General features: G+C 40.9%; 21 protein-coding genes and 1 pseudogene. 19 read left to right on the forward strand and 3 right to left on the reverse strand.

The window, feature by feature from the left end; genetic code table 11:
• Window position 1: 1 nt before the first annotated feature.
• From OCV72_RS04855 to OCV72_RS04865, 3 genes and pseudogenes are all read left to right on the forward strand, one after another.
• Window positions 2-217, forward strand: a pseudogene (locus tag OCV72_RS04855) (GGDEF domain-containing protein); the annotation flags it as partial.
• Window positions 210-1,709 (forward strand): HD domain-containing phosphohydrolase, encoded by a 1,500-nt coding sequence (locus OCV72_RS04860; RefSeq protein WP_055282277.1) that lies wholly within the window; start codon window positions 210-212, stop codon window positions 1,707-1,709. The pseudogene OCV72_RS04855 and the gene OCV72_RS04860, both read left to right, overlap by 8 nt.
• Window positions 1,710-1,907: 198 nt before the next feature.
• Window positions 1,908-2,468: a hypothetical protein gene (locus OCV72_RS04865; RefSeq protein ID WP_242859212.1), complete on the forward strand. Its 561-nt coding sequence runs from the start codon at window positions 1,908-1,910 to the stop codon at window positions 2,466-2,468.
• 129 nt (window positions 2,469-2,597) lie between these two features.
• Here OCV72_RS04865 and OCV72_RS04870 read toward each other — a convergent pair whose 3' ends face one another.
• Window positions 2,598-3,707, reverse strand: coding sequence for a uroporphyrinogen decarboxylase/cobalamine-independent methonine synthase family protein (locus tag OCV72_RS04870; RefSeq protein WP_055282282.1), 1,110 nt, complete (start codon window positions 3,705-3,707; stop codon window positions 2,598-2,600).
• A gap of 253 nt (window positions 3,708-3,960) precedes the next feature.
• On the opposite strand from OCV72_RS04870, the gene OCV72_RS04875 reads away from it, so the two are divergent.
• The 4 genes from OCV72_RS04875 to OCV72_RS04890 all read left to right on the forward strand — a co-directional run bounded on the left by OCV72_RS04875 (window position 3,961) and on the right by OCV72_RS04890 (window position 7,967).
• On the forward strand, window positions 3,961-4,527 hold the full coding sequence (locus OCV72_RS04875) for a chromate transporter (protein WP_055282285.1): 567 nt from the start codon (window positions 3,961-3,963) through the stop codon (window positions 4,525-4,527).
• On the forward strand, window positions 4,524-5,081 hold the full coding sequence (locus OCV72_RS04880) for a chromate transporter (protein WP_055282287.1): 558 nt from the start codon (window positions 4,524-4,526) through the stop codon (window positions 5,079-5,081). Before OCV72_RS04875 ends, OCV72_RS04880 begins: the two co-directional genes overlap by 4 nt.
• A gap of 70 nt (window positions 5,082-5,151) precedes the next feature.
• Window positions 5,152-6,528: an MATE family efflux transporter gene (locus OCV72_RS04885; RefSeq protein WP_055282289.1), complete on the forward strand. Its 1,377-nt coding sequence runs from the start codon at window positions 5,152-5,154 to the stop codon at window positions 6,526-6,528.
• A gap of 74 nt (window positions 6,529-6,602) precedes the next feature.
• On the forward strand, window positions 6,603-7,967 hold the full coding sequence (locus OCV72_RS04890; protein WP_055282291.1) for a diguanylate cyclase: 1,365 nt from the start codon (window positions 6,603-6,605) through the stop codon (window positions 7,965-7,967).
• A 43-nt stretch (window positions 7,968-8,010) separates the two neighbouring features.
• On the opposite strand, the gene OCV72_RS04895 is transcribed toward OCV72_RS04890, so the two are convergent.
• Window positions 8,011-8,868, reverse strand: a complete 858-nt coding sequence (locus OCV72_RS04895) for a MurR/RpiR family transcriptional regulator (protein WP_028086091.1) — start codon at window positions 8,866-8,868, stop codon at window positions 8,011-8,013.
• A 348-nt stretch (window positions 8,869-9,216) separates the two neighbouring features.
• Between OCV72_RS04895 and OCV72_RS04900 the strand changes: the two genes are divergently transcribed.
• The 12 genes from OCV72_RS04900 to OCV72_RS04955 all read left to right on the forward strand — a co-directional run bounded on the left by OCV72_RS04900 (window position 9,217) and on the right by OCV72_RS04955 (window position 19,710).
• Window positions 9,217-10,614, forward strand: a complete 1,398-nt coding sequence (locus OCV72_RS04900) for an alanine/glycine:cation symporter family protein (RefSeq protein WP_028086092.1) — start codon at window positions 9,217-9,219, stop codon at window positions 10,612-10,614.
• 177 nt (window positions 10,615-10,791) lie between these two features.
• The gene (ald, locus tag OCV72_RS04905; protein WP_055282293.1) at window positions 10,792-11,907 is read left to right on the forward strand and encodes an alanine dehydrogenase; all 1,116 of its coding nucleotides are present in this window, start codon (window positions 10,792-10,794) and stop codon (window positions 11,905-11,907) included.
• Window positions 11,908-11,961: 54 nt separating this feature from the next.
• Window positions 11,962-12,516: a carbon starvation CstA family protein gene (locus OCV72_RS04910; RefSeq protein ID WP_055282295.1), complete on the forward strand. Its 555-nt coding sequence runs from the start codon at window positions 11,962-11,964 to the stop codon at window positions 12,514-12,516.
• Between the two features lie 68 nt (window positions 12,517-12,584).
• The gene (locus OCV72_RS04915; RefSeq protein ID WP_055282297.1) at window positions 12,585-13,586 is read left to right on the forward strand and encodes a hypothetical protein; all 1,002 of its coding nucleotides are present in this window, start codon (window positions 12,585-12,587) and stop codon (window positions 13,584-13,586) included.
• Window positions 13,587-13,773: 187 nt separating this feature from the next.
• Window positions 13,774-15,300 carry a Y-family DNA polymerase gene (locus tag OCV72_RS04920; RefSeq protein ID WP_055282299.1) on the forward strand — a complete coding sequence of 509 codons (1,527 nt, stop codon included), beginning with the start codon at window positions 13,774-13,776 and terminating at the stop codon, window positions 15,298-15,300.
• Window positions 15,297-15,551, forward strand: a complete 255-nt coding sequence (locus OCV72_RS04925; protein WP_055282301.1) for a hypothetical protein — start codon at window positions 15,297-15,299, stop codon at window positions 15,549-15,551. The genes OCV72_RS04920 and OCV72_RS04925 overlap by 4 nt, the downstream gene beginning before the upstream one ends.
• Window positions 15,552-15,672: 121 nt before the next feature.
• Window positions 15,673-16,041, forward strand: coding sequence for a hypothetical protein (locus OCV72_RS04930; protein ID WP_155515204.1), 369 nt, complete (start codon window positions 15,673-15,675; stop codon window positions 16,039-16,041).
• Entirely contained in the window at window positions 16,031-17,116 is a 1,086-nt protein-coding gene (locus tag OCV72_RS04935) for a MerR family transcriptional regulator (protein ID WP_055282307.1), read from the forward strand. The genes OCV72_RS04930 and OCV72_RS04935 overlap by 11 nt, the downstream gene beginning before the upstream one ends.
• A 5-nt stretch (window positions 17,117-17,121) precedes the next feature.
• Window positions 17,122-17,364 (forward strand): RDAC family protein, encoded by a 243-nt coding sequence (locus OCV72_RS04940; protein WP_028086101.1) that lies wholly within the window; start codon window positions 17,122-17,124, stop codon window positions 17,362-17,364.
• 438 nt (window positions 17,365-17,802) lie between these two features.
• Window positions 17,803-18,726, forward strand: a complete 924-nt coding sequence (locus tag OCV72_RS04945) for an RpnC/YadD family protein (RefSeq protein WP_055282309.1) — start codon at window positions 17,803-17,805, stop codon at window positions 18,724-18,726.
• 181 nt (window positions 18,727-18,907) lie between these two features.
• The gene (locus OCV72_RS04950; RefSeq protein ID WP_055282312.1) at window positions 18,908-19,045 is read left to right on the forward strand and encodes a helix-turn-helix domain-containing protein; all 138 of its coding nucleotides are present in this window, start codon (window positions 18,908-18,910) and stop codon (window positions 19,043-19,045) included.
• Window positions 19,046-19,284: 239 nt separating this feature from the next.
• The gene (locus OCV72_RS04955; protein WP_032548332.1) at window positions 19,285-19,710 is read left to right on the forward strand and encodes a hypothetical protein; all 426 of its coding nucleotides are present in this window, start codon (window positions 19,285-19,287) and stop codon (window positions 19,708-19,710) included.
• On the opposite strand, the gene OCV72_RS04960 is transcribed toward OCV72_RS04955, so the two are convergent.
• Entirely contained in the window at window positions 19,659-20,525 is an 867-nt protein-coding gene (locus OCV72_RS04960) for an aminoglycoside 6-adenylyltransferase AadE (protein ID WP_001255868.1), read from the reverse strand. The genes OCV72_RS04955 and OCV72_RS04960 overlap by 52 nt on opposite strands.
• Between the last annotated feature and the right edge of the window lie 155 nt (window positions 20,526-20,680).

Here is a 20,680-nt window from a genome sequence, read left to right on the forward strand (position 1 = left end):
GGCGGAAATTAAGGAAATATTGAAATCCTTGTACAGAGAAAAAGATAGATTAAATAGTTATGAAAATCAAATACCAATCGACTATGCATGCGGATGGGCATTATCCTCCGATGATATGTCGTGTACAATGCAGATGTTATTGGATGATGCAGATACTTATATGTATAAAAATAAACAGTTATGCAAGAAATATAAAGGAAACAGAAAATATGAATAAAAGACAAAAAATACTGATTGTCGATGATGCAAAGTTCAACAGGGATATATTGAAAGAATTTCTTGGAGAAACCTATGATTATCTGGAAGCTGAAAATGGAAATCAGGCAGTCCAGATTATGGAAGAGAATCCGGGAATCGATCTGATGCTTTTAGACATCAACATGCCACAGATGGATGGATTTGAAGTCCTGAAATGGATGAAACTAAGCCAATGCATTGAAGAAACCCCTGTAATTATGATATCTTCGGAAGAATCTGTTGAGACTATGCGTAAAGCATATGAGATGGGAATCACAGATTATATTACACGGCCATTTGACTCTGTTATCGTAAAAAAGAGAGTTCAAAATACTTTGGGGCTATATGCAAATCAAAAGCGCCTGATCAATGTGGTCGTTGATCAGGTTTATGAAAAAGAAGAAAATAATAATATTATGATCAGGATTCTGAGCAATGTATTAGGATCACGCAACAGTGAGAGCAGCGAACATATTTTACATATCCGTACTGCGACGGAAATGATGCTGAGGCAACTGGTAAAAACAACGGATGCATATCATCTGACGGAGACTGATATTGCTATAATTACAACTGCATCTTCGCTTCATGATATTGGTAAAATACGCATTCCGGAAGAAATACTGAATAAACCCGGAAGACTGACCGATGAAGAATTTAAAATTATGAAAACCCATAGTGAGATTGGAGCATCCATGATCCGGGACATGCATTTTTTGCAAAATCATCCACTGGTGCATACCGCATGGGAAATCTGCAGATGGCATCATGAAAGATGGGATGGAAATGGGTATCCGGATGGCCTGAAAGGAGAAGAAATACCAATCTCTGCACAGGTGGTGTCTATTGTGGATGTTTATGATGCTCTTACCAGTGAAAGATGTTATAAGAAAGCATTTGATCATGATACGGCAATCAAGATGATCCTGGACGGGCAATGCGGACAGTTTAATCCGATCCTTCTCAAATGTTTGGAAGAATTGAGCCTTCAGTTTTCAAAAATGCTCAGCAAAGAGATGGATAGTAATAAATATTATTATGAGGCGCAGAGACTTTCGAATGAAATACTCAGTGAAAAATCTTTGCCGAACAAAAATTATTCGCAGAATGTCGTTAAAATTATGCAGGAAAAGATAGATTTTTTCAGATCGCACAGTGGCAAAAATTCTATCGAGTATAATGCAATTTCAGGGCAGCTAATCATAATAAACGAGGAGCAGCAGATACTTTGTCAGAGAGATGATCCTAAATTTGATATATTCAATGTGTTCGAAGTGAGCATGGAAGACATTCAACACATTAGATTTTTGTTAAATCAGACATCTGTACAAAATAATGAAATTACATTGCAGATAAAAGCGAAGGTGAAGAACGACAGTCAGATGTATCATCTGAAACTGCATACGTTATGGTCGCCTTTAAAGAAAGATGGATATATAGGAATTGTTGGATATTTTGACACTGTAAAATAGAAAAATGCAAAGAAATTTTCTCGAAAAATATTGACCTTCAAGTTACTTGATCGTTTACATTATAAGCAAGAAAAAGAAGTTTCTCGCAATGAAAGCGAGGCAAGTGTAAAGATTAAGTAGAAGAAAGGCGGGCGTAAGAGTATGAAAGAGAAAATGAGAAAAGTAAGATATCCAATGTTGATTGTGTGGGGGATATTTATGGGAGCTGCAGGAACAGCAGGAGTAAAATCATCGTGGCATGTAATACCTGGCTGGTTGATAGGTGTTATTGTCATATTGGGAATCATGGTGATGTTAACCTGGATGATTTCAGGGAAAAATGATAAGTCAATAAAAACACCTGAGAAGGAAACGGAAAAATTAACATCAAAGTACAATTCAGAAATTTCCGTTATTTCAAAAGCAGTAGAAGAGCCTGTGGAGTTGGAATTTTGGGGAAAACGAAATGGTATTGATCAATTTAGAGTAAAAAGTATCGCTGGACGGAATATTGTGAGTGATCATGTTCTGTTGATTAGTTTTGATGGTTCAGAAGCCAGGGATGTGGCATTAGATGCAGTTGTAACAGGGAAAGAACATTCGGAGTATTTTGGAAAGATTGAAATGCTTTATTGTAAGAGACAACAGGGACATTATGGGACGGAGAAACTTAAAACGGAAAAAATTGATAAAGTGATACTGAGTAAGGAACAATGGGAAAACGAAACAGGAAAAATAAAATTATTGGAATTGTGGAATTGTATTCCATTTGAAAAATAGTATGAAATGCGGGAATATAGAAGGAAGTTATGAATAGCTGGCTTCTTACTATGTAAAGAAGTAAAGAAGCACTGGTTTTGATTGCCATGCATTTGAAAGAAGCTGCCACTGGCAGCTTCTCTTGCGTTTTTACAGAAAATCCTGACAAGATACCAGAAGATCAATCTTCTTCCACTGTGTCTCTTCATCAATACAGTTGCCCTCTTCAACGGAAGCAAAGCCACATTGCGGAGAAAGTGCGATCTGCTCTCCGACTACGGAGCGGGCTTCGGCATAACGTTTTTTAAGAAAATCATGATCTTCCAGAATCGGGTTCTTGGTAGAGATTAATCCTGCGACAAAGATAGCATCCTTATCTTTCAGGACAGACCATGGAGCAAAGGAACCGGAACGGGCATCGTCGTATTCTACGAAGAATGCGTCATACGGAATTTCAGCGATTACCGGGGCAACGGAATCGTAAAATCCATGGAACAGAGGATTTCCCTTGAAGTTTCCTTTACAGAAATGTGTTGCAATAAAGAAATCTTCCGGTTTGTGTTCCAGAGCTTTTGTTGATACAAGCTGGAACCAGTTCAGAATCTGTCCTTTTGTATATCCAAGAGCAGTTATCTTTTTCTGGAAGTTCTCATCGATGAGATAAGTCCATGATGTATCATCAATCTGAAGATAACGGCAGCCATGGTCGTAGAAATCTAAAATTGCATCCTGATAGGCTTTTGCAATATCATCGATCAGTGCATGGATGTCTGTTCCGTAATAAGGTGTCTCTTTATTACCAAGCTGAAGGAAGTGATCAATCAGAATCATATTCGGACCGGAAATACATTTTTTAGCCGTAATACCGTCATATTTTTGTGCCAGAGAATGAAGATAGTCCCACGCACAAAGCTCAGGATGTGCCTTGTTCTTATCATAGAAGAACTTACCGGTAACGGTTCCAAGCTCAATTTCATTACTGGTTCCATTGATTTCTTTTGTGAAATGAATGGTATCGAATCCATCAAATTCTTTGAGCCAGTCCAAATGCCACCACCTGCGGCGGAATTCTCCGTCTGTTACATATTTCAAACCGTGTGCCACTTCCTTTTCTACCAGTGATGCGATTGCAAGATCTTCGGCTTGTGTTAATTTTTCTTTTGTAATCTTACCGTCTTTATAAGCTTTACGTGCTTCTTTAATTTCTGCAGGTCGTAAAAAAGAACCTACGATGTCATAAGTTAATGTGTCTTTTATCATATGAAAACCTCCGATTTTTTGATTATTTGTCTTTGCTTAGTTGATGATTTTATTATGCCAGATGTAATAGTTTTTTGCATAATACTTAAAATTGTGGGTTGGGTATAGTTTTAAACTATATCATATGAAAAAGAAGATCAAAATTGCTGTTTGTGGATATTTAAAAATTTTTTATTATCTTAAAGAGTGTATAATATAAATATGACATGTGTTACATTAGAATTGAAACCACAGGAGAAAAGGAAAATCGAATATGAACAGCAGAAAAAAAGTCTTATGGAAGATATTCATTTCAACATTATATTTAAGTGCATTTACATTCGGCGGCGGCTATGTGATCGTGAGCCTGATGAAGAAGAAATTTGTAGATGAGCTTCACTGGATCGAAGAAAAGGAAATGCTGGATCTGGTTGCGATTGCACAGTCTTCACCCGGGGCAATCGCGATAAATGGAGCAATTGTTGTAGGATATAAGCTTGCAGGAATTGTTGGTGTACTGGTATCGATCATTGGAACAGTCATTCCGCCATTTGTCATTATAGCGTTACTTTCTGTCTGTTATAATGCGTTTCGCACTAATGAACTGGTAAGTCAGATGTTGGAAGGCATGCAGGCGGGAGTCGGAGCGGTGATCGCGTCAGTAACCTATGAGATGGGCGTGGGCATAGTGAAAGAAAAGGACGGAATCTCGCTGCTGATCATGGCAGGTGCATTTGCGGCATCCTGTGTATTTGAAGTAAATGTTGTGTATATTGTGATCATATGTGGATTGCTGGGTGTCTTACGCACATGTATGAGCAGGAAAGGAGCAGGCAAATGATATATCTGCAGCTTTTCTTAAGCTTTTTACAGGTTGGAATGTTCAGTTTTGGCGGCGGTTATGCGGCGATGCCCCTGATACAGGGACAGGTTGTGACGGGACATCATTGGCTTAGTATGTCGGAATTTACGGATCTTATTACAATCTCCCAGATGACACCGGGACCGATCGCGGTGAATTCGGCAACCTTTGTCGGAATCAAGATTGCGGGGATACCGGGTGCCCTGGCAGCAACATTTGGATGCATTCTGCCCTCTTGTATTATCGTAACTGTTATTGCAAAACTATATTTAAAATATCGCAGTATGGAGGTATTGCAAGGTGTACTGGGATCTTTAAGACCTGCCGTTGTGGCGATGATCGCATCAGCAGGGATCACAATCCTGATCACGGCATTCTGGGGAAACAGGGATCTGATCGCACTTGCAGGGACGAAATGGAGTCTGGTAGTGATTTTTGTAGTTTGTATGATATTACTTCGGAAAGTGAAAATGAATCCAATATGGGTGATGGTCCTGGCCGGAGTGATGAAAGTGGGAATATCACTCATTTGAAATTGAATAAAGGGGAAATTACATAGGGAAAAAACAAAAAATGTGGAAAAAGTAGGAGAGGGACAAAAAAATGGGGAAAAAAACAATTGAGAAAAATGCGATCACAGAAGGAGTTATCTGGAAACAACTGTTGATCTTCTTCTTCCCGATCATGCTTGGGACGTTGATCCAGCAGTTATATACAACTGTGGATACGATCATTGTAGGACGCTTTGTGGGAAAAGCGGCACTTGCCAGTGTCGGAGGACCGGCAGCCGTCTTATCAACAATTGTTGTTACATTCTTTAATGGGCTGGCGAACGGGGCAGCAGTTATTATCGCACAATATTATGGTGCAAAGGACAGGAGGAGCCTGCATGTGGGGGTACATACGGCATATCTGTTCTCTGTCGTGATCAGTCTGATCGTATCACTGACCGGTACAGTATTGACACCATGGCTGCTTAAAATCATGAATACACCACAGGATATGATGGCGGATTCTATAACTTATCTCAGAATTTACTTTATGGGAATTCTGTTTACGCTGGTCTACAATATGGGATCGGCAATCATGAGGGCGGTCGGAGATTCCAGAAGACCACTTCTCTATCTGTTGATCTGCTGTGTGATGAATATCATACTGGACATTGTCATGGTGGTAGGAATGAAGATGGGGATTGCGGGGGCAGCACTCGCGACGGTTATTTCACAATGTGTCAGTGCAGTTCTGGTTACCTGGTCGCTGACCAGGGCATATGATGCTATGAAATTAAAGTTCCGGGAACTCCGGATGGATGCCAGAGTATTGAGAAAAGAATTGAAAATCGGTGTTCCGGGGGCACTTCAGGCATGTGCTTACGGTGTGACAAATGTAGTGATTCAGGCATCCGTCAACAGTTTTGGTACAGATACCGCTGCAGGATGGGCAGCTTACGGAAAGCTTGATATGATCTTCTGGACAGTATCGAGCGCGCTTGGTGCGGCAGTGACCACATTCGCCGGACAGAACTACGGGGCAGGAAAGATGGACAGGGTATATAAAAGTATCCGGGTGAATGTAGTGATCTCTTATATATTTACAGGAGCTATTATTATAGTCCTGTTTGCATTCTGCGAACCGTTATACCATATGTTCACGACAGATCCAAAGGTCATCGGGATAGGAGTATATATGTTACGTTTCCTGATTCCGAGTTATCTGTTGAGTGTGCTGCTTGAGAATCTGTCTGGAGGACTGCGTGGTCTGGGAGATGTCCTCTGGCCGACCATATTTACATTCGGAGGTCTGTTCTTTGTAAGGCTTCCGTGGATCATAATTCTTACGAAGATTCATCATAAGGTGGAGATTCTGCTGATCAGTTATCCGCTGGCATGGGGGGCAACGTTACTTTGTCTGATCCCGTACTATTTCTGGCGGAAGAAAAGAAGAATGAGTACATATGGATCTCATCTTCAAAAATCATAGATTATATGTTAAAATATAGACAGTATGTTTGGAGAAAAGAGTAGCAGGAAAGGACAGAAAGAATGAGGTGTGCGATGACGGATAAGAAGGACTGTATGACAATGGAGCAGGCAGAACAGAAGATGGAGTGCCTAAGAGAAGTGTTCTCAATTGTACGCCTGGTTGATGGTGAGATGCTGGAGAAGAGAGCGGAGCACAGTGCGGATGCAGATGTAATGGAGATGTGTCAGTGCTATTCATTCTGGAATAAGGCAAAGCCGTGTGAGAATTGCATATCTATGAAATCGCTGAGAGAAAAAAAACAGGCAGCGAAGCTGGAATTTCTGGATTCGGATATTTTTCAGGTGTTTTCAAGATATGTGGAGATTGATGGAAAACCGTACGTAATGGAGATGTTGAAGAAGCTGGATGAAGACACATTGATTGATGCGGTTGGATATGGGAAGATGGTCCAGAAGCTTTCTGTTTATAATGACAAGCTTTACAGAGATGCGCTGACAGGGGCTTATAATCGGAGATACTATGAAGATGAGATTAAGCATGTAAAGGGAAAAGCAGGGGTTGCGATTCTTGATGTAGATGATTTTAAGTTATATAATGATATGCGTGGTCATCACGCAGGAGATATGGCACTGATTACAGTGGTAGAAGTAATACGGCAATATATCAGAAAGACAGATAAACTGATCAGATACGGAGGGGATGAATTTCTGCTTTTACTGCCGGAGATCGACAGTGAGAACTTTGCGCGGAAGCTGAATAAGATTAAGAAAAAAATTGCTGAAACGAGTGTTCCAGGATATGAGCGGATTAAGTTATCAGTCAGCATCGGAGGTGTGTCAGCGACAGAAGAGACAGTGGAAGAGGCTGTCCAGAGAGCGGATAAACGGATGTACCTTGCTAAAATGTATAAAAATACTGCAATGGTAGAGGGAATGGATCAGAAAATAGCGGAGGAGGATCATGATGAGCATACGGATATTCTAAAGCCACGGATTCTTATTGTAGATGATTCTAAGATCAACCGAGAACTTCTGACAGAAATTCTGCAGGATAAGTACCAGATCATAGAAGCGGAAAACGGGAACGAATGTGTAGAGAAGCTGGAGAAATATGGAAATGATATAGCATTGATACTTCTGGATATTGTGATGCCGAAGATGGATGGATTTGCAGTACTGGAATATATGAATCAGGAACAGTGGATAGATGACATTCCGGTAATTGTAATATCAGGAGAGGATTCGGAAGAATATATCTGGAGAGCTTACGAAGCCGGTGCCGTGGATTATATTAGGCGTCCGTTTGATATGCGGATCGTATATCAACGGGTATTTAACATGATCAAATTATATGCAAAACAGCGCAGACTGGTAAAAATCCTGACAGCGCAGATAGAAGAGAGAGAAAACCTGTCACAGATTTCCGACAAGTCATAATCATTGATGAGACTTGGAGAAAATCTGCGGCAGGTTTTCTTTGTTAATAATTTCCGAGTTTATTCAGATATTTGTCAATCGTATTAAGTCTTTTTTCAATTCCCTTGGCCTTATGGCTGATGATTTCCAGCAAAGACTCTGTTACGAACTGCGGACCGATCATAGAGTTGAAGAATGTATTACTGTCTACCGGGACTGTAAGAAGAATGTCGGCATATTGTGCAAGCAGGGAACTCGGTTTATCAGTGATCACAATTATTGAAGCTCCGGCATCGCGTGCCATCTCGGCGGTCACTTCGTCCTGAGAAGAATATCTTGGAAAACTAAATAATACCAGACAGTCGGTCTGCGAGATATTGCACATATGATCAATCGGGCTCATGGAAGTTGTGGTTGTCATGGTTACATGCGGAACCATCTGTTTTAAATACAGGAGGAAGAAATCTGCAAGACAGATATTTCCTCTCGTTGCAGCAATGTATTTGTGCTTACTGGAAACAATAAGATCCGCAGCCTTCTCAAAGGTCTCAATGGAGTTTTGGATAAATATCTCTTCAAGGTTATGAGCAGCATTCTTAAAATGCCGGTTGATGTAATCAGAAGAGTTGTCTAATTTTGCCTGCTTTGCAATCCGCTGGGATGGGATTGTGATACTGCTGGAAATGCTGAGTACTTTGTCCTGATAATCTTTCCGCAGTGCCTTCTGAAAATCCATAAAGCCGTCAAATCCGATCGTACGGCTGAAACGGATTACGGAAGACTCACTCACCCCGAGCTTTAAAGCAATCTCCGTAGATGTCATAAAACAGGCTTCCGAAGCATTATCCAGAACATATTCCGCAATGATCCTCTGCGTTTTGGTAAGATGTGCAGAATGGAGTAATTCCTTCATATCTTTCATAATATAGTTCCTCCGAAAGTGATATTGATAATTAGATTAAAACATGAATCTGGGAAAGTTGCAAGACGGAGAGCATGAAAAAAGAAAAAAACGTGTGGATATGGGGAAAAGAAGATAGAACTTATAGATAATGATGATTTTTTCTCGTTATTTATATATCACACAAATGAAGTATACTCCAATCTTTTTGAATGAAAATCGTAAAAAAAGGAGAAAAAAATGTGCATATTGCACAAAAATATGTGTGAAAATAATAACACATATGGATAAAGTGCAAAAATAATTGTGTACAAAAAAATAATGGTATGTTATTATCAAACCAACGAACGACGAAAGAGAGGAAAAGAAATGTTACAAACAATTGAAAACGTGAATGCGGCCGTTAACAATTTCGTCTGGGGGGTTCCGGCAATGGTCTGTATCATCGGTGTAGGGCTTGTACTTTCAGCTCGTACAGGATTTATACAGTTCCGAAAATTTGGGTATGCCATTAAGAATTCTATCGGACGTATCTTCACAAAGTCAGAAGCGAAAGAAGGTAGTATCACTCCATTCCAGGCAGTGTGTACGGCGCTTGCGGCAACGGTAGGAACGGGAAATATTGCCGGAGTTGCCGGTGCGATTGCAATCGGAGGAGCAGGAGCAGTGTTCTGGATGTGGGTGTCCGCATTGCTTGGAATGTGTACGAAGTTCTCAGAAGTTACACTTGCGGTTCATTACAGAGAGAAGAATGCAGAGGGAGATTATGTTGGGGGCCCGATGTATTATATTAAGAACGGTCTTGGCAAGAAATGGTACTGGATGGCTTCGGTCTATGCGATCCTTGGAAGTTTGACAGTACTCGGAACAGGAAATGCAACACAGGTAAATACCATTACGACATCCATCGATTCAGCACTTATAAGCTACAATGTGATTGATGACGCACAGATAAGTATGGTGAATCTGGTGATCGGAATTGTGATTGCAGCACTGGTAGCGGTTGTTTTACTTGGCGGAGTAAAACGTATCGGTACCGTAACAGAGAAGCTGGTTCCATTCATGGCAGTATTCTATATCATCCTTGCAATCGGAGTAGTTGCACTGAATGCAGACAAAGTTCCACATGTATTTGAGATGATTTTTGTAGGAGCATTTAACCCGTCCGCATTTACCGGCGGTGTGGTTGGAAGCATGTTTATGACTATGAGACGTGGTGTTTCCAGAGGTATCTTCTCAAATGAAGCCGGAATCGGTACCGGATCGATCGCACATGCATGTGCAGATACAGATGAGCCTGTAAAACAGGGTATGTTTGGTATCTTTGAAGTATTTGCAGATACAATCGTGATCTGTACACTGACAGCACTGGTTATCCTTTGTGGCGGCGAAGGAATCCAGTACGGCGTGGCAGCAGGTGCGGAGCTTACCATCTCAGGATTCGTAACAACGTATGGAAGCTGGGTGACGATCTTTACTGCAATTGCAATGTGCTGTTTCGCATTCTCAACGATTCTTGGATGGGGACTTTACGGAGCAAGATGTGTCGAGTTTGTATTTACAACAAAGGTTGTGAAACCATTTATGATCGTGTATGCGTTGGTCGCAATCCTTGGTGCAACAGTGGATCTTGGTATCATCTGGGGAATTGCAGATACCTGTAATGGTCTGATGTCTATCCCTAACTTGATCGCATTATTCCTGTTGTCAGGAACAGTGGCAAAACTGGTAAAAGATTACTTTGCAAAACAAGAGAAAAAGAATTAGAAAGACAAAAAAATAACTTACTAGTGAAAAAAATAACTTTTATTGCATTAACAACTTGAGTGTGTTAGTATGAGTTCAAACAGAAATGAAGAATATTCTTCAACAAAATAACAAGAAGAAAAATAATCTTCACTTCAAAAAACAAACGGATTAAAATTTTTTAGGAGGTTTTTCAAAATGAAAGTAGGATGTGTAAAAGAAATTAAAAACAACGAGTTCCGTGTAGGTATGACACCTGACAATGTTAAGAGCTATGTGAACGCAGGACACGATGTTTATATTGAAAAAGGTGCCGGAGAAGGATCAGGATTCTTAGATGCCGAATATGTGGCAGCTGGGGCTAAGGTGATTGATACAGCAAAAGAAGTATGGGATACTGTAGAGATGATGATCAAAGTAAAAGAGCCGCTTCCGGAAGAATATCCATTATTCCATGAAGGACTGATCCTTTATACATATCTTCACCTTGCAGCAGACAAGCCGCAGACAGATGCTCTTCTCGGAGCAAAGGTAAAAGGTGTTGCTTATGAGACACTGATCGAAAGAAACGGAAGTATTCCTCTGCTTGCTCCAATGAGCCAGATCGCAGGACGTCTGAGTATTCAGGAAGGTGCAAAATATCTTGAGAAGAGATTTGGAGGAGAGGGAGTTCTTTTAGCAGGAGTTCCTGGAACACCAAAGGCTAACATCGTAATCCTTGGAGGCGGATCTGTAGGAACAAACGCTTGTAAGATCGCTGTAGGAATGGGCGCTAATGTAACAATCATGGACATCAATCTTCAGAGACTTGCTTATCTGGATGATATCTTCGGAGCACGTATCCAGACACTTGTTTCTAATGATGCAAATATCGAAAAAGCTGTAAAAGAAGCAGACCTCGTAATCGGATGTGTTCTGATTCCAGGAAAATCAGCTCCTAAGATCTTCAAGAAAAAATATCTCAAAGAGATGAAACCAGGTGCTGTATTTGTAGACGTAGCTGTTGATCAGGGCGGATGTGGTGAGACAACAAAAGTTACATACCACGATGATCCGATCTTCATTGAAGATGGTGTTGTTCACTACTGTGTAGGAAATATGCCTGGAGCAGTTCCAAGAACATCTACAATTGCACTGACAAATGCTACACTGTCTTATGGACTGCAGATTGCAGGAAAAGGACTTGAGCAGGCATGCAAAGATAACGAAGTTATCTATTCAGCTGTAAATACATACGATGGAAAATTAACATGCAAGAACGTAGCAGACAGTTTTGACTGCTATGAATACACAGATATCAGAACTGTATGTTAATTGAATCGCTATTGTAATAAGAAGAAACTAAAACTAAATGATTGATTCCTATGAGTGGAAAATGCCGGTATCTTGGGGTGCCGGCATTTTTCATTTGAGTTTTCTGTATTGGACTTTAAGCATGCAGTTCCCGAGATGATAGCATTGTGGAAAATGCACACAGATCTAATGATCGGAGTTATCGTATGCCCGATCACTTCCGGAGATACTGCATTCCGTAGTGCCCGTCTGGTACTGGCAGACTGGTTCAAAGTTGATCAGAATAAGATGCAGAAACGTCTGATGTTATGTGTTCCGCTTCTGGCAGTCGGAGCATTTGTCGGACATCTGGATTATGCAATCGTATGGAGATACTTCAGCTGGACAAACCAGACACTTGCAATGATCGTTCTGTGGACAGCAAGTATGTATCTGTTCCGCGAGAAGAAGAATTACTGGATCACAGCGGTACCGGCAACATTCATGAGTGCAGTTTCCATGACCTATTTCTTCTGTGCAGAAGAGTGTCTGGGACTTTCTACGAAGGTTGCTTATCCGGTAGGAATTATCCTGGCAGCAGCATTCCTTGGAATCTTTATCCGTGCGACAAAGAAACCAATGAAAGCATAGTTGTAAGACAGTGTAATTTTAATACATAAAAAGGCAGAATGAATTGACAGAAATGAGATGATGAAAAGATGAAACCACAAAGACTGGGTAATGTATCGATTCCGGATGAAGAATTGGTAAAAGACAAAAAAGAATGTAAGAAGATCGGACCTTGTGGCATTGGAAAAAAGGCAGTGTATCTTAGTAGTTTTTATATTGACAGAAGGTATTACATACCGATCAGTTCTGTAAAAAGGATCTTCAAAAGAATCGCCATGAGTAAGGGTGGATTTACAGGAAAAGGAGTATTCGGTACATTATCCTATCTTGTGGTCGTATACGAGGACGGAAAAGAAAAGCAATGTAATTTCAAACATGAAGAAGATGTGGACAGATTTCTTGCGTACATAGAAGAATATCCGGATATTCCGGTACACAGTCTTGAGGCTGAGAGAAAGCTGGCAGAGAAGGAAAGATGGCTGGCAGAAAAGCAAAGAGAAAGAAATGTATCGGAAGAAACAAAAAGATGTCTCGTGAAGCTGGAACAGGCAGAACAGTATCTGAAAAAGCAATCGGATATCTATATGGACTTGAGTCAGTCGGCGAAGAAAAAGCGTACTTATGACAGAAGTAACCCGGCGTATAAATGGGTAGCTCTTGCAATCGTACTGATGGGCGGTGCGGCATTCGTCTATGGTATCTATGCATTGACGACCCATGCAGGATTTGGAATGTATTTCCTTTTGTTTGGTCTGGCTGCAATCTTCTTATTTGCCGGAGCGAATGTACTTCCGACTTCGAAGAATAATAAGAATTATATTGAGAAGCGGCTGACGGAATCGATCAGTCAGATGGAAGAGTATATCAGAGTGTATCCAGATTTTCCGGTACCGGCTCACTATGCACATCCGATTGTGCTAAAGAGAATGCAGGAAATTATGAAAGAAGGGCGTGCGAGAAATATTCCGGAAGCATTGCAGGTTTTGAAAAAAGATCTGAAAGCGTTGAATTCCAGCGTAGTCGTCGAGAAAGAAGAGTATGACGAAGTGGTAGCGATTAAACCGATGTTTCTGGTGATGGATTATAAATAAAATAATGGTAAACGGATTTTGAAATATGGCTGGCATATATCATCAAAGAATATATGCCAGCCATATTTTGTAACTGCTTCGGTATTGTGGAAAAATCAGAATGTTGGTATAATGAGAACATACATTCGAAATAAGAAAAGACAACTTTGTGAATGAATTTGTGAGTAAAGGAAGGAGGAGAACAGGCATGGCAGACAAAGGACAGAGAAGCTATATCGCAATCGACCTGAAATCATTTTACGCATCGGTAGAATGCAAAGAAAGAGAACTGGATCCGATGACGACCAATCTGGTAGTAGCGGACAAAAGCCGTACGGAAAAGACTATCTGTCTGGCAGTGTCTCCTTCCTTGAAATCCTACGGGATACCGGGCCGTGCCAGACTTTTCGAGGTTGTGCAGAAGGTGAAAGAAGTGAATAAAAGACGGATCTGCATGGCACCCGGAAAGAAGTTTGCAGGAGCTTCCGTAGATAATGAAGAAATAAAACTACATCCGGAATTGGAACTGGATTATATTACGGCGGTTCCGAGAATGGCATTATATATGAAATGCAGTACGGAGATCTACAACATTTATCTGAAATACGTTGCACCGGAGGATATCCATGTCTATTCCATCGATGAGGTATTCATGGATGTGACTGATTATCAGAATACTTACCGGATGACGGCAAGAGAGCTGGCTGGAAAGATTATTCGGGAGATCCAGCAGGAGACGTCGATTGCGGCAACGGCCGGAATCGGAACGAATCTGTACCTGTGTAAAGTTGCCATGGATATTGTTGCGAAGCATATCGAGCCGGACCAGAATGGGGTGAGGATTGCAGAACTTACAGAAATTTCTTACAGGAAGCTTTTATGGGCACATCAGCCGATCACGGATTTCTGGCGTGTGGGCCCGGGGTATGCGAAGAAGCTTGCGGAAGTCGGATTATTCACCATGGGAGATGTGGCAAGATGCTCGCTTGGGAAAACAGGAGATTATTATAATGAAGATCTGCTGTACCGGTTGTTTGGCATCAATGCAGAACTTCTGATCGATCATGCATGGGGATGGGAGCCTTGCACGATCACAGATGTGAAGGCGTATAAGCCTGAGAATAACAGTATGGGTGCGGGACAGGTACTGCACTGTCCATATGATTTCGAACAGACAAAGATCGTGGTAAAGGAAATGATTGACCAGCTGGCGCTGGATCTGGTAGATAAATGTCTTGTGACAGATCAGATCGTTCTGACGATCGGATATGACATCAAGAATCTGGAACAAGGAATGAAGAAAAATGTAGGAGAGATCACGACGGACTGGTATGGCAGGAAGCTGCCGAAACATGCACACGGAACCGCTAATCTGAAGCAGCATACTTCTTCATCGAGGCTGATGACACAGGCGGTTGTAAAGCTGTATAATGAAATTGTGAATCAGAATCTTCTGATCCGCAGGATTACGATGGCGGCGAATCATGTGATCAGTGAAAAAAAGGTTCGGGAAGAACAGCAGTATGAACAGATGAATCTTTTTACAGATTTTGGCACTGCAAAGAAGGAAAAAGAAGAGAAGAATGAGAAGCTGGAACGGGAAAAGAAGATGCAGAAAGCGATGCTAGATATTAAGAAAAAATATGGAAAGAATGCAATCTTAAAAGGAATGAATCTGCAGGAGGATGGAACTGCGATGGAACGGAACCGGCAGATCGGAGGACATAAAGCGTGAGAAATGATAATGTTTTGAAAGAAAATGTTACACAGGTTTCGGGGAAATTACAGAAATCGGTGATCGAAGTGCAGCAAAAGTATGGAGATATTCTGAACCTTCCGCATCATGTATCGGAGACACATCCGCCGATGCCGATAGCAGACCGAGCGGCTCAGTTTGCACCATTTGCGGCACTGACCGGCTATAAAGAAGCAATAGAAGAGACAGAGCGGCTGGCAGAGAAAAAAATCGAGAGGGAATACGAGTAAAGGCAAAAAATGGAAGAAAAATATGGTGAATCTCTTGACCTTCAAGCGGCTTGAAGGAATATAATCATCTTAACAAAGAGGGAGAAGGATGTAGATATCCGGAATGAGGGAAGGTGACAGTATGGAAAAAAGTGAAGAAAGAAACAAAATCATTTCTGAACTTCAGACAGTAATAAAAGAACAGGTTGAATTAAAAGAAATCGAAATACCGGGAACCATTACATTTCAGGTTATGTCTGTGGATGGTGGGAATGTACCGGTGGGAGCCGGTGAAGTGCTTCTGCTTCGTTACAGTGCGACTCATCTGGAATACAGTCATGAGTTGGAAGACGAGAACCAGAAGTTTCATATGGCAGTTCATATCATTTATTGTAAAGAGCAGAAAGGTTTATTTGGTAAAGTAAAATACAAGACGATAAAACACCGCAAAGAGATCATTACAGAGGCAGACTGGAAGAATGGAAAGAAGGTGTCACTTTATGAAGATTAAAGATGTAGAAAAACAGGTTGGCATTTCCAAGGCGAATATAAGATTTTATGAAGAAGAAGGACTGATCCATCCGGCACGTAATCAGGAAAATAATTACCGGGAGTATTCAGAAGCAGATGTAGAACAACTTCAGGAAATCAAAAAGTTGCGTCTGATCGGTATTCCGGTACAGGAGATCAAAGAAATCTATGAAGACAGACTGACCTTGCAGGAAGCTTTATCCCGCAGACTGGACGAGATCGAAAAAGAAGAACGTACATTAAAGGAAACGAAACTGACCTGCCAGAAAGCACTGAAAAGTAAGCTTGATATTACATCGATCGATCAGCTTGAGATTGAGGAAGAAAAAGAAGAGTGGCAGGTACGTCTGGCAATCCTTTTGAAAGAGGATATTGTACAGAAAAAATTAAGCAGGGATGAGATGAACAATGAGATTGCATGCTTTTTTATTGCAGGAACGATCTTAAGTGTGATATCTATATGGCTGCTCCCGAAGGATTATATCGGAACACATCTTTATGTTGGAATGATTTCACTTGCAGCTGTGGTTGGTCTGTTGATCATAGGAGCATGTTCGGCGAATATGAAAGTGCATCTGGCGTTGTTACTTTTGGGGGCGGTTGTACAGCCTGTCGGACTTTTTACAATCGGAACATTGATGGGAAGAGGATATATTGTGTGTCGTGATACAGCGGTATTGAAGCAGTATGTAATCTATCTGTATGGCGGGGTATTTATTCTTGCAATCATATTGTGGATGGGCTCAAAGCTGAACCGCTATATCCTGAACAAACTCTGGATCAGTATGTTTGCCAGCCTGATCATGGCAGTAGTGATAGCGCAGATGCTGAATCAGAAGTATGACCATTTGATGGCAACCGGTGAACTTATCGTCGGATTCCTGTGTGCGGTTATTTATCTGGTCGCAGTATCCGGAACATGGACACTGGCGAATGCAGACTGGGGAAAATATAACCGGTATCATGCAGTGTATACGTCGAACAAGATGATCAATGTATTCGCAACGATATTCAATGCAGCCGGATACTATAGTGGAAAGAACTGGAGGAGATAGCGGATATGAATTATATTACATTTAATGAGATGATTGAAGTGAACGGATTGCTGGAGGAGAAAGGGCTGAATTTTAAGGTTCACTTGAGAGATGCCTGTGGAAAACAGTCCTGCTGGATTGAACCGTTAGGAAACTGTGCATGCGAGGGACGGTATGAGGAGATGTATCAGGTTGTGGAGGAGTATTTTAGAAGGAAAGGGCAGAAGATAGAGTTTGATGAGACGAAGTTGAATTTTTTTGCTGTTTAATACAGTATTGTGGCTTACCCCGGTCCATGAGAAAGACTGGCCAATGATACTGAATTCAATAGCGGAATTGTAACCTGTGTATGGCCGAAAAGTTGTGGCGGAAGCCTTGACTTTCCGGCTTTTTTTGTACACTTCCGGTATCACAGCAGTTATGGTTCCGCTGTTGAATCATTACAGCATGCGATACCCACGGAATGACCGCTTCATGTAATAAACAGCAACAAAATTTGTTTGAAAATATATTGAATAATATTTATTTATATGTTAATCTATATAAAAGCATACTTCAAAAGAAATCTAAGGTATATTGAATCATATACTATCTACATTCTAATTGCATTTCAGGAATCTATGTTTTTTATACCAATCAATTGTAAAAAGCAGGAGAGGACTGAACGTGTAAGTAAGATATCCTCCTGCACATAGGAGGAATTAAATATGGCGAGAAGAAAAAGTCAGAAGAGACGTAACAAAAAGTATCAGGTAAGCAACCGTCAGTTAAAGGCAAAACGGCCATACAAAGATACGATTTTTCGAATGTTGTATCATGATAAAGAAAATCTGCTATCATTGTATAATGCAGAAGATTTGCAGATTGTCACATTAGAAAATGCAATTTATATGGGAATGAAAAATGATCTGGCGTTTATTATGGATATGAATTTATATTTGTATGAGCACCAGTCGACGTATAACCCGAATATTCCGCTTAGAAATTTATTCTATATTGCGGATGAATATCAAAGATTAGTAGTTCGGAAATCTTTATATTCCACGGTAATACAAAAGATACCGACACCAAGATTTATTGTATTTTATAATGGAACGAAAAAGGTAGACGATTATAATGAATTCCGATTATCTTCAGCTTATGAGAATCCGATGGATGATCCGGATCTGGAATTAAAGGTGACTATGTTGAATGTAAATGATGGTCATAACCTAGAACTGATGGAACACTGCAGAACATTAAAGGAATATGCCAAATATGTTGCGAGGGTAAGAAAATATGTGACGCAGAATATTCCTCTGGAAGAGGCAGTTACGCGAGCGGTAGATGAATGCATAGAGGAAGGAATTCTGGCAGAATTTTTGGTGAAGAATAAGGCAGAGGTGATCAAAGTGAGCATCTATGAGTATGATAAAGAATTTGAAGAGAAAAAATTACGGAAAACGGAGTATGAAGCTGGTGTGGAGGCTGGAGTAGAAGCTGGAATTGAACTTGGAGAACGGAGTCTTCTGAAAAATCAGATTAGAAAGAAGTTGAAAAAAGGAAAGTCTATAGAACAAATTGCGGATGAATTGGAAGAAGAAGTAACTACAATTCAACGAATTATAGAAGAAATAAAAAAAGAAAAATAAGTATATGATCAGGAAGGCTGTTGCGTCTGCAATAGTCTTCTTTTACGATTCAGAGCTTTTTACCTTAAAATTCAAAAAGTAAAGGATTCGTCGATTGACGTATTTAACAAAAAATGTATATGATGTAATTAAACAAAGAAGTTCATTCGGCTTCAAAGAGTGGAAAAAGGAAGTGAATTACATGGATGCAAAAGTATTTGGAAAATTTATCATGGAGCGGAGAAAGCAGCTGGGTATGACACAGGCGGAATTAGCAGGAAAGATAAATGTAACGGATAAGGCGGTCAGCAGGTGGGAAAGAGGGGGTTCACTTAGATAAAGATACCACACCAATCCCACGCTGACTTTTGCTCAACCAATACAGCCGGAGGGCTGGATAACAAGAAAAGGCGGTATGCGCCCCGTGGAGGGGTAGCATATCGCCTTTTCTTGTGGGGGTTTCCAAAGGGGGCAACGCCCCCATTTGGCACACGACTTTGCGAAGCAAAGTGTAGTGTGTTATACGCTCTGTCGGCGTTGTCGTGAAAATGCCGTTGCCGCCGGGGAGGGCAAGGGCATTTGAAGCGGCAAGATTTGAAGCGGCAAGAAAACAGGGCTGTGCTTGCGTGGCGTGGAGCCGCAAGCGCAGGTCTGGTTTCATCAGCAGACAGGGCGTATATGAAAGCCCCCGTCCCTCGTCCTACGCTCCGACTTGTGGACAAAGTGTCCCGAAGTTGTGGCCACACTCCCGGAAAAGTAGCAGGACAGCGGGCAACCGTCAAGGCTGAAATGAACGGGGTTACACCCGGCCTTGACCGCCGCCCGCCGCCCCGCTGGATGGGTGGACAAGGCGGCCAATCCCTCAAAGTGCTTGGCCGCGCTCTTTCTGATTTTGAGGTATTCAGTTTTTCAAAATTGAATAATCAAAATAAATTTTTTCGATTGAAAAAATTTTATTTGTTATCATCTTCAATGCCATATTTTTTCTTTTGCCGAATCACATAATTACTGATTTTTTCATCATATAGTGGATACTGGTAATCCAACTGGCATGCCACTTCTGACGAAACCTCCCGGAACAATGCCATACATTGTTCAAAGGATTCCCACATATGGGGATAGGAATCCATATTATAAGTGGACATAAGTCGTTCCCACAATTCCTCTGGGACATATTGCTTCATAAATTTATAGTTTTTTCCCAAACTGAAATGAAATCCCTGTTTGATACCAATCAGCCAGGAAATCATGCGAAGCAATTCTTTTCGTACTATATCATTCATATGGTCAATAGCAAAAAGAATTTCTTTGCGGCATAAGCCCTTTACTACATATGTTGTAGTATTCCAAAATTCATTACAGCAATCGTCAAACATTCTTTGAGTAGGCTTCTGCAAGTGGTAGTCTATATCCGTTGGTATTGGCGGCTTTACGATACGGTTGTCTTTATCCAACAGTAACTTTACCAGTTTATCCCATGTAAAATACTCGTCTATCAGTTCCAGCGGCAGCAAAGTTAAATCTATCTTAACATCATCAGTAAACAGCATTAAATATGAAAATCCCTTTTCTACAGCTGGAAATAATTCCATATCTTCCGGCTTTTGCAGAATCAACCTTTCACCAAATATATCTAGCCATTTATCATCACTTGTGAAGCTGTCCATATCCGTAACAAAAAAAGTAATATCAAAATCCTGAAAATCATCAGGCGGAATATTTGTATTTGTTCTAGATCCTTCCAAAGTAACCATGCGAATGCGTTTGTCTGTTTTTGCAAAATTCAAAACAATATCATAAACTTCCTTTTCTGATCTCATTTTTATCTCCTCCAATTATTGAAATAGGTGTGAAGCCATTTTAGGGCTTTCCCGCCTTGATTACCCTTTAGCAAAGACGGGCGGGACTGTCAACGGCGGCGCATGAAATGCGCCGTTCATCTTGACCGTTGACTGGCTCGGCTGGCTTTGCTATT

The sequence above is a fragment of the Dorea amylophila genome (assembly GCF_025567265.1).
GTDB lineage: Bacteria > Bacillota > Clostridia > Lachnospirales > Lachnospiraceae > Dorea_A > Dorea_A amylophila.

Bases quoted from the DNA above. Each gene is read 5' to 3' on its own strand.
- OCV72_RS04885 (WP_055282289.1), top strand. From the start codon at position 5,152: ATGGGGAAAAAAACAATTGAGAAAAATGCGATCACAGAAGGAGTTATC.
- OCV72_RS04915 (WP_055282297.1), top strand. From the start codon at position 12,585: ATGAAACCACAAAGACTGGGTAATGTATCGATTCCGGATGAAGAATTG.
- ald (WP_055282293.1), top strand. From the start codon at position 10,792: ATGAAAGTAGGATGTGTAAAAGAAATTAAAAACAACGAGTTCCGTGTA.
- OCV72_RS04895 (WP_028086091.1), bottom strand. From the start codon at position 8,868: ATGAAAGATATGAAGGAATTACTCCATTCTGCACATCTTACCAAAACG.
- OCV72_RS04945 (WP_055282309.1), top strand. From the start codon at position 17,803: ATGGCGAGAAGAAAAAGTCAGAAGAGACGTAACAAAAAGTATCAGGTA.
- OCV72_RS04960 (WP_001255868.1), bottom strand. From the start codon at position 20,525: ATGAGATCAGAAAAGGAAGTTTATGATATTGTTTTGAATTTTGCAAAA.
- OCV72_RS04950 (WP_055282312.1), top strand. From the start codon at position 18,908: ATGGATGCAAAAGTATTTGGAAAATTTATCATGGAGCGGAGAAAGCAG.
- OCV72_RS04940 (WP_028086101.1), top strand. From the start codon at position 17,122: ATGAATTATATTACATTTAATGAGATGATTGAAGTGAACGGATTGCTG.
- OCV72_RS04880 (WP_055282287.1), top strand. From the start codon at position 4,524: ATGATATATCTGCAGCTTTTCTTAAGCTTTTTACAGGTTGGAATGTTC.
- OCV72_RS04935 (WP_055282307.1), top strand. From the start codon at position 16,031: ATGAAGATTAAAGATGTAGAAAAACAGGTTGGCATTTCCAAGGCGAAT.
- OCV72_RS04875 (WP_055282285.1), top strand. From the start codon at position 3,961: ATGAACAGCAGAAAAAAAGTCTTATGGAAGATATTCATTTCAACATTA.
- OCV72_RS04920 (WP_055282299.1), top strand. From the start codon at position 13,774: ATGGCAGACAAAGGACAGAGAAGCTATATCGCAATCGACCTGAAATCA.
- OCV72_RS04865 (WP_242859212.1), top strand. From the start codon at position 1,908: ATGGGAGCTGCAGGAACAGCAGGAGTAAAATCATCGTGGCATGTAATA.
- OCV72_RS04860 (WP_055282277.1), top strand. From the start codon at position 210: ATGAATAAAAGACAAAAAATACTGATTGTCGATGATGCAAAGTTCAAC.
- OCV72_RS04900 (WP_028086092.1), top strand. From the start codon at position 9,217: ATGTTACAAACAATTGAAAACGTGAATGCGGCCGTTAACAATTTCGTC.
- OCV72_RS04930 (WP_155515204.1), top strand. From the start codon at position 15,673: ATGGAAAAAAGTGAAGAAAGAAACAAAATCATTTCTGAACTTCAGACA.
- OCV72_RS04870 (WP_055282282.1), bottom strand. From the start codon at position 3,707: ATGATAAAAGACACATTAACTTATGACATCGTAGGTTCTTTTTTACGA.
- OCV72_RS04890 (WP_055282291.1), top strand. From the start codon at position 6,603: ATGACGGATAAGAAGGACTGTATGACAATGGAGCAGGCAGAACAGAAG.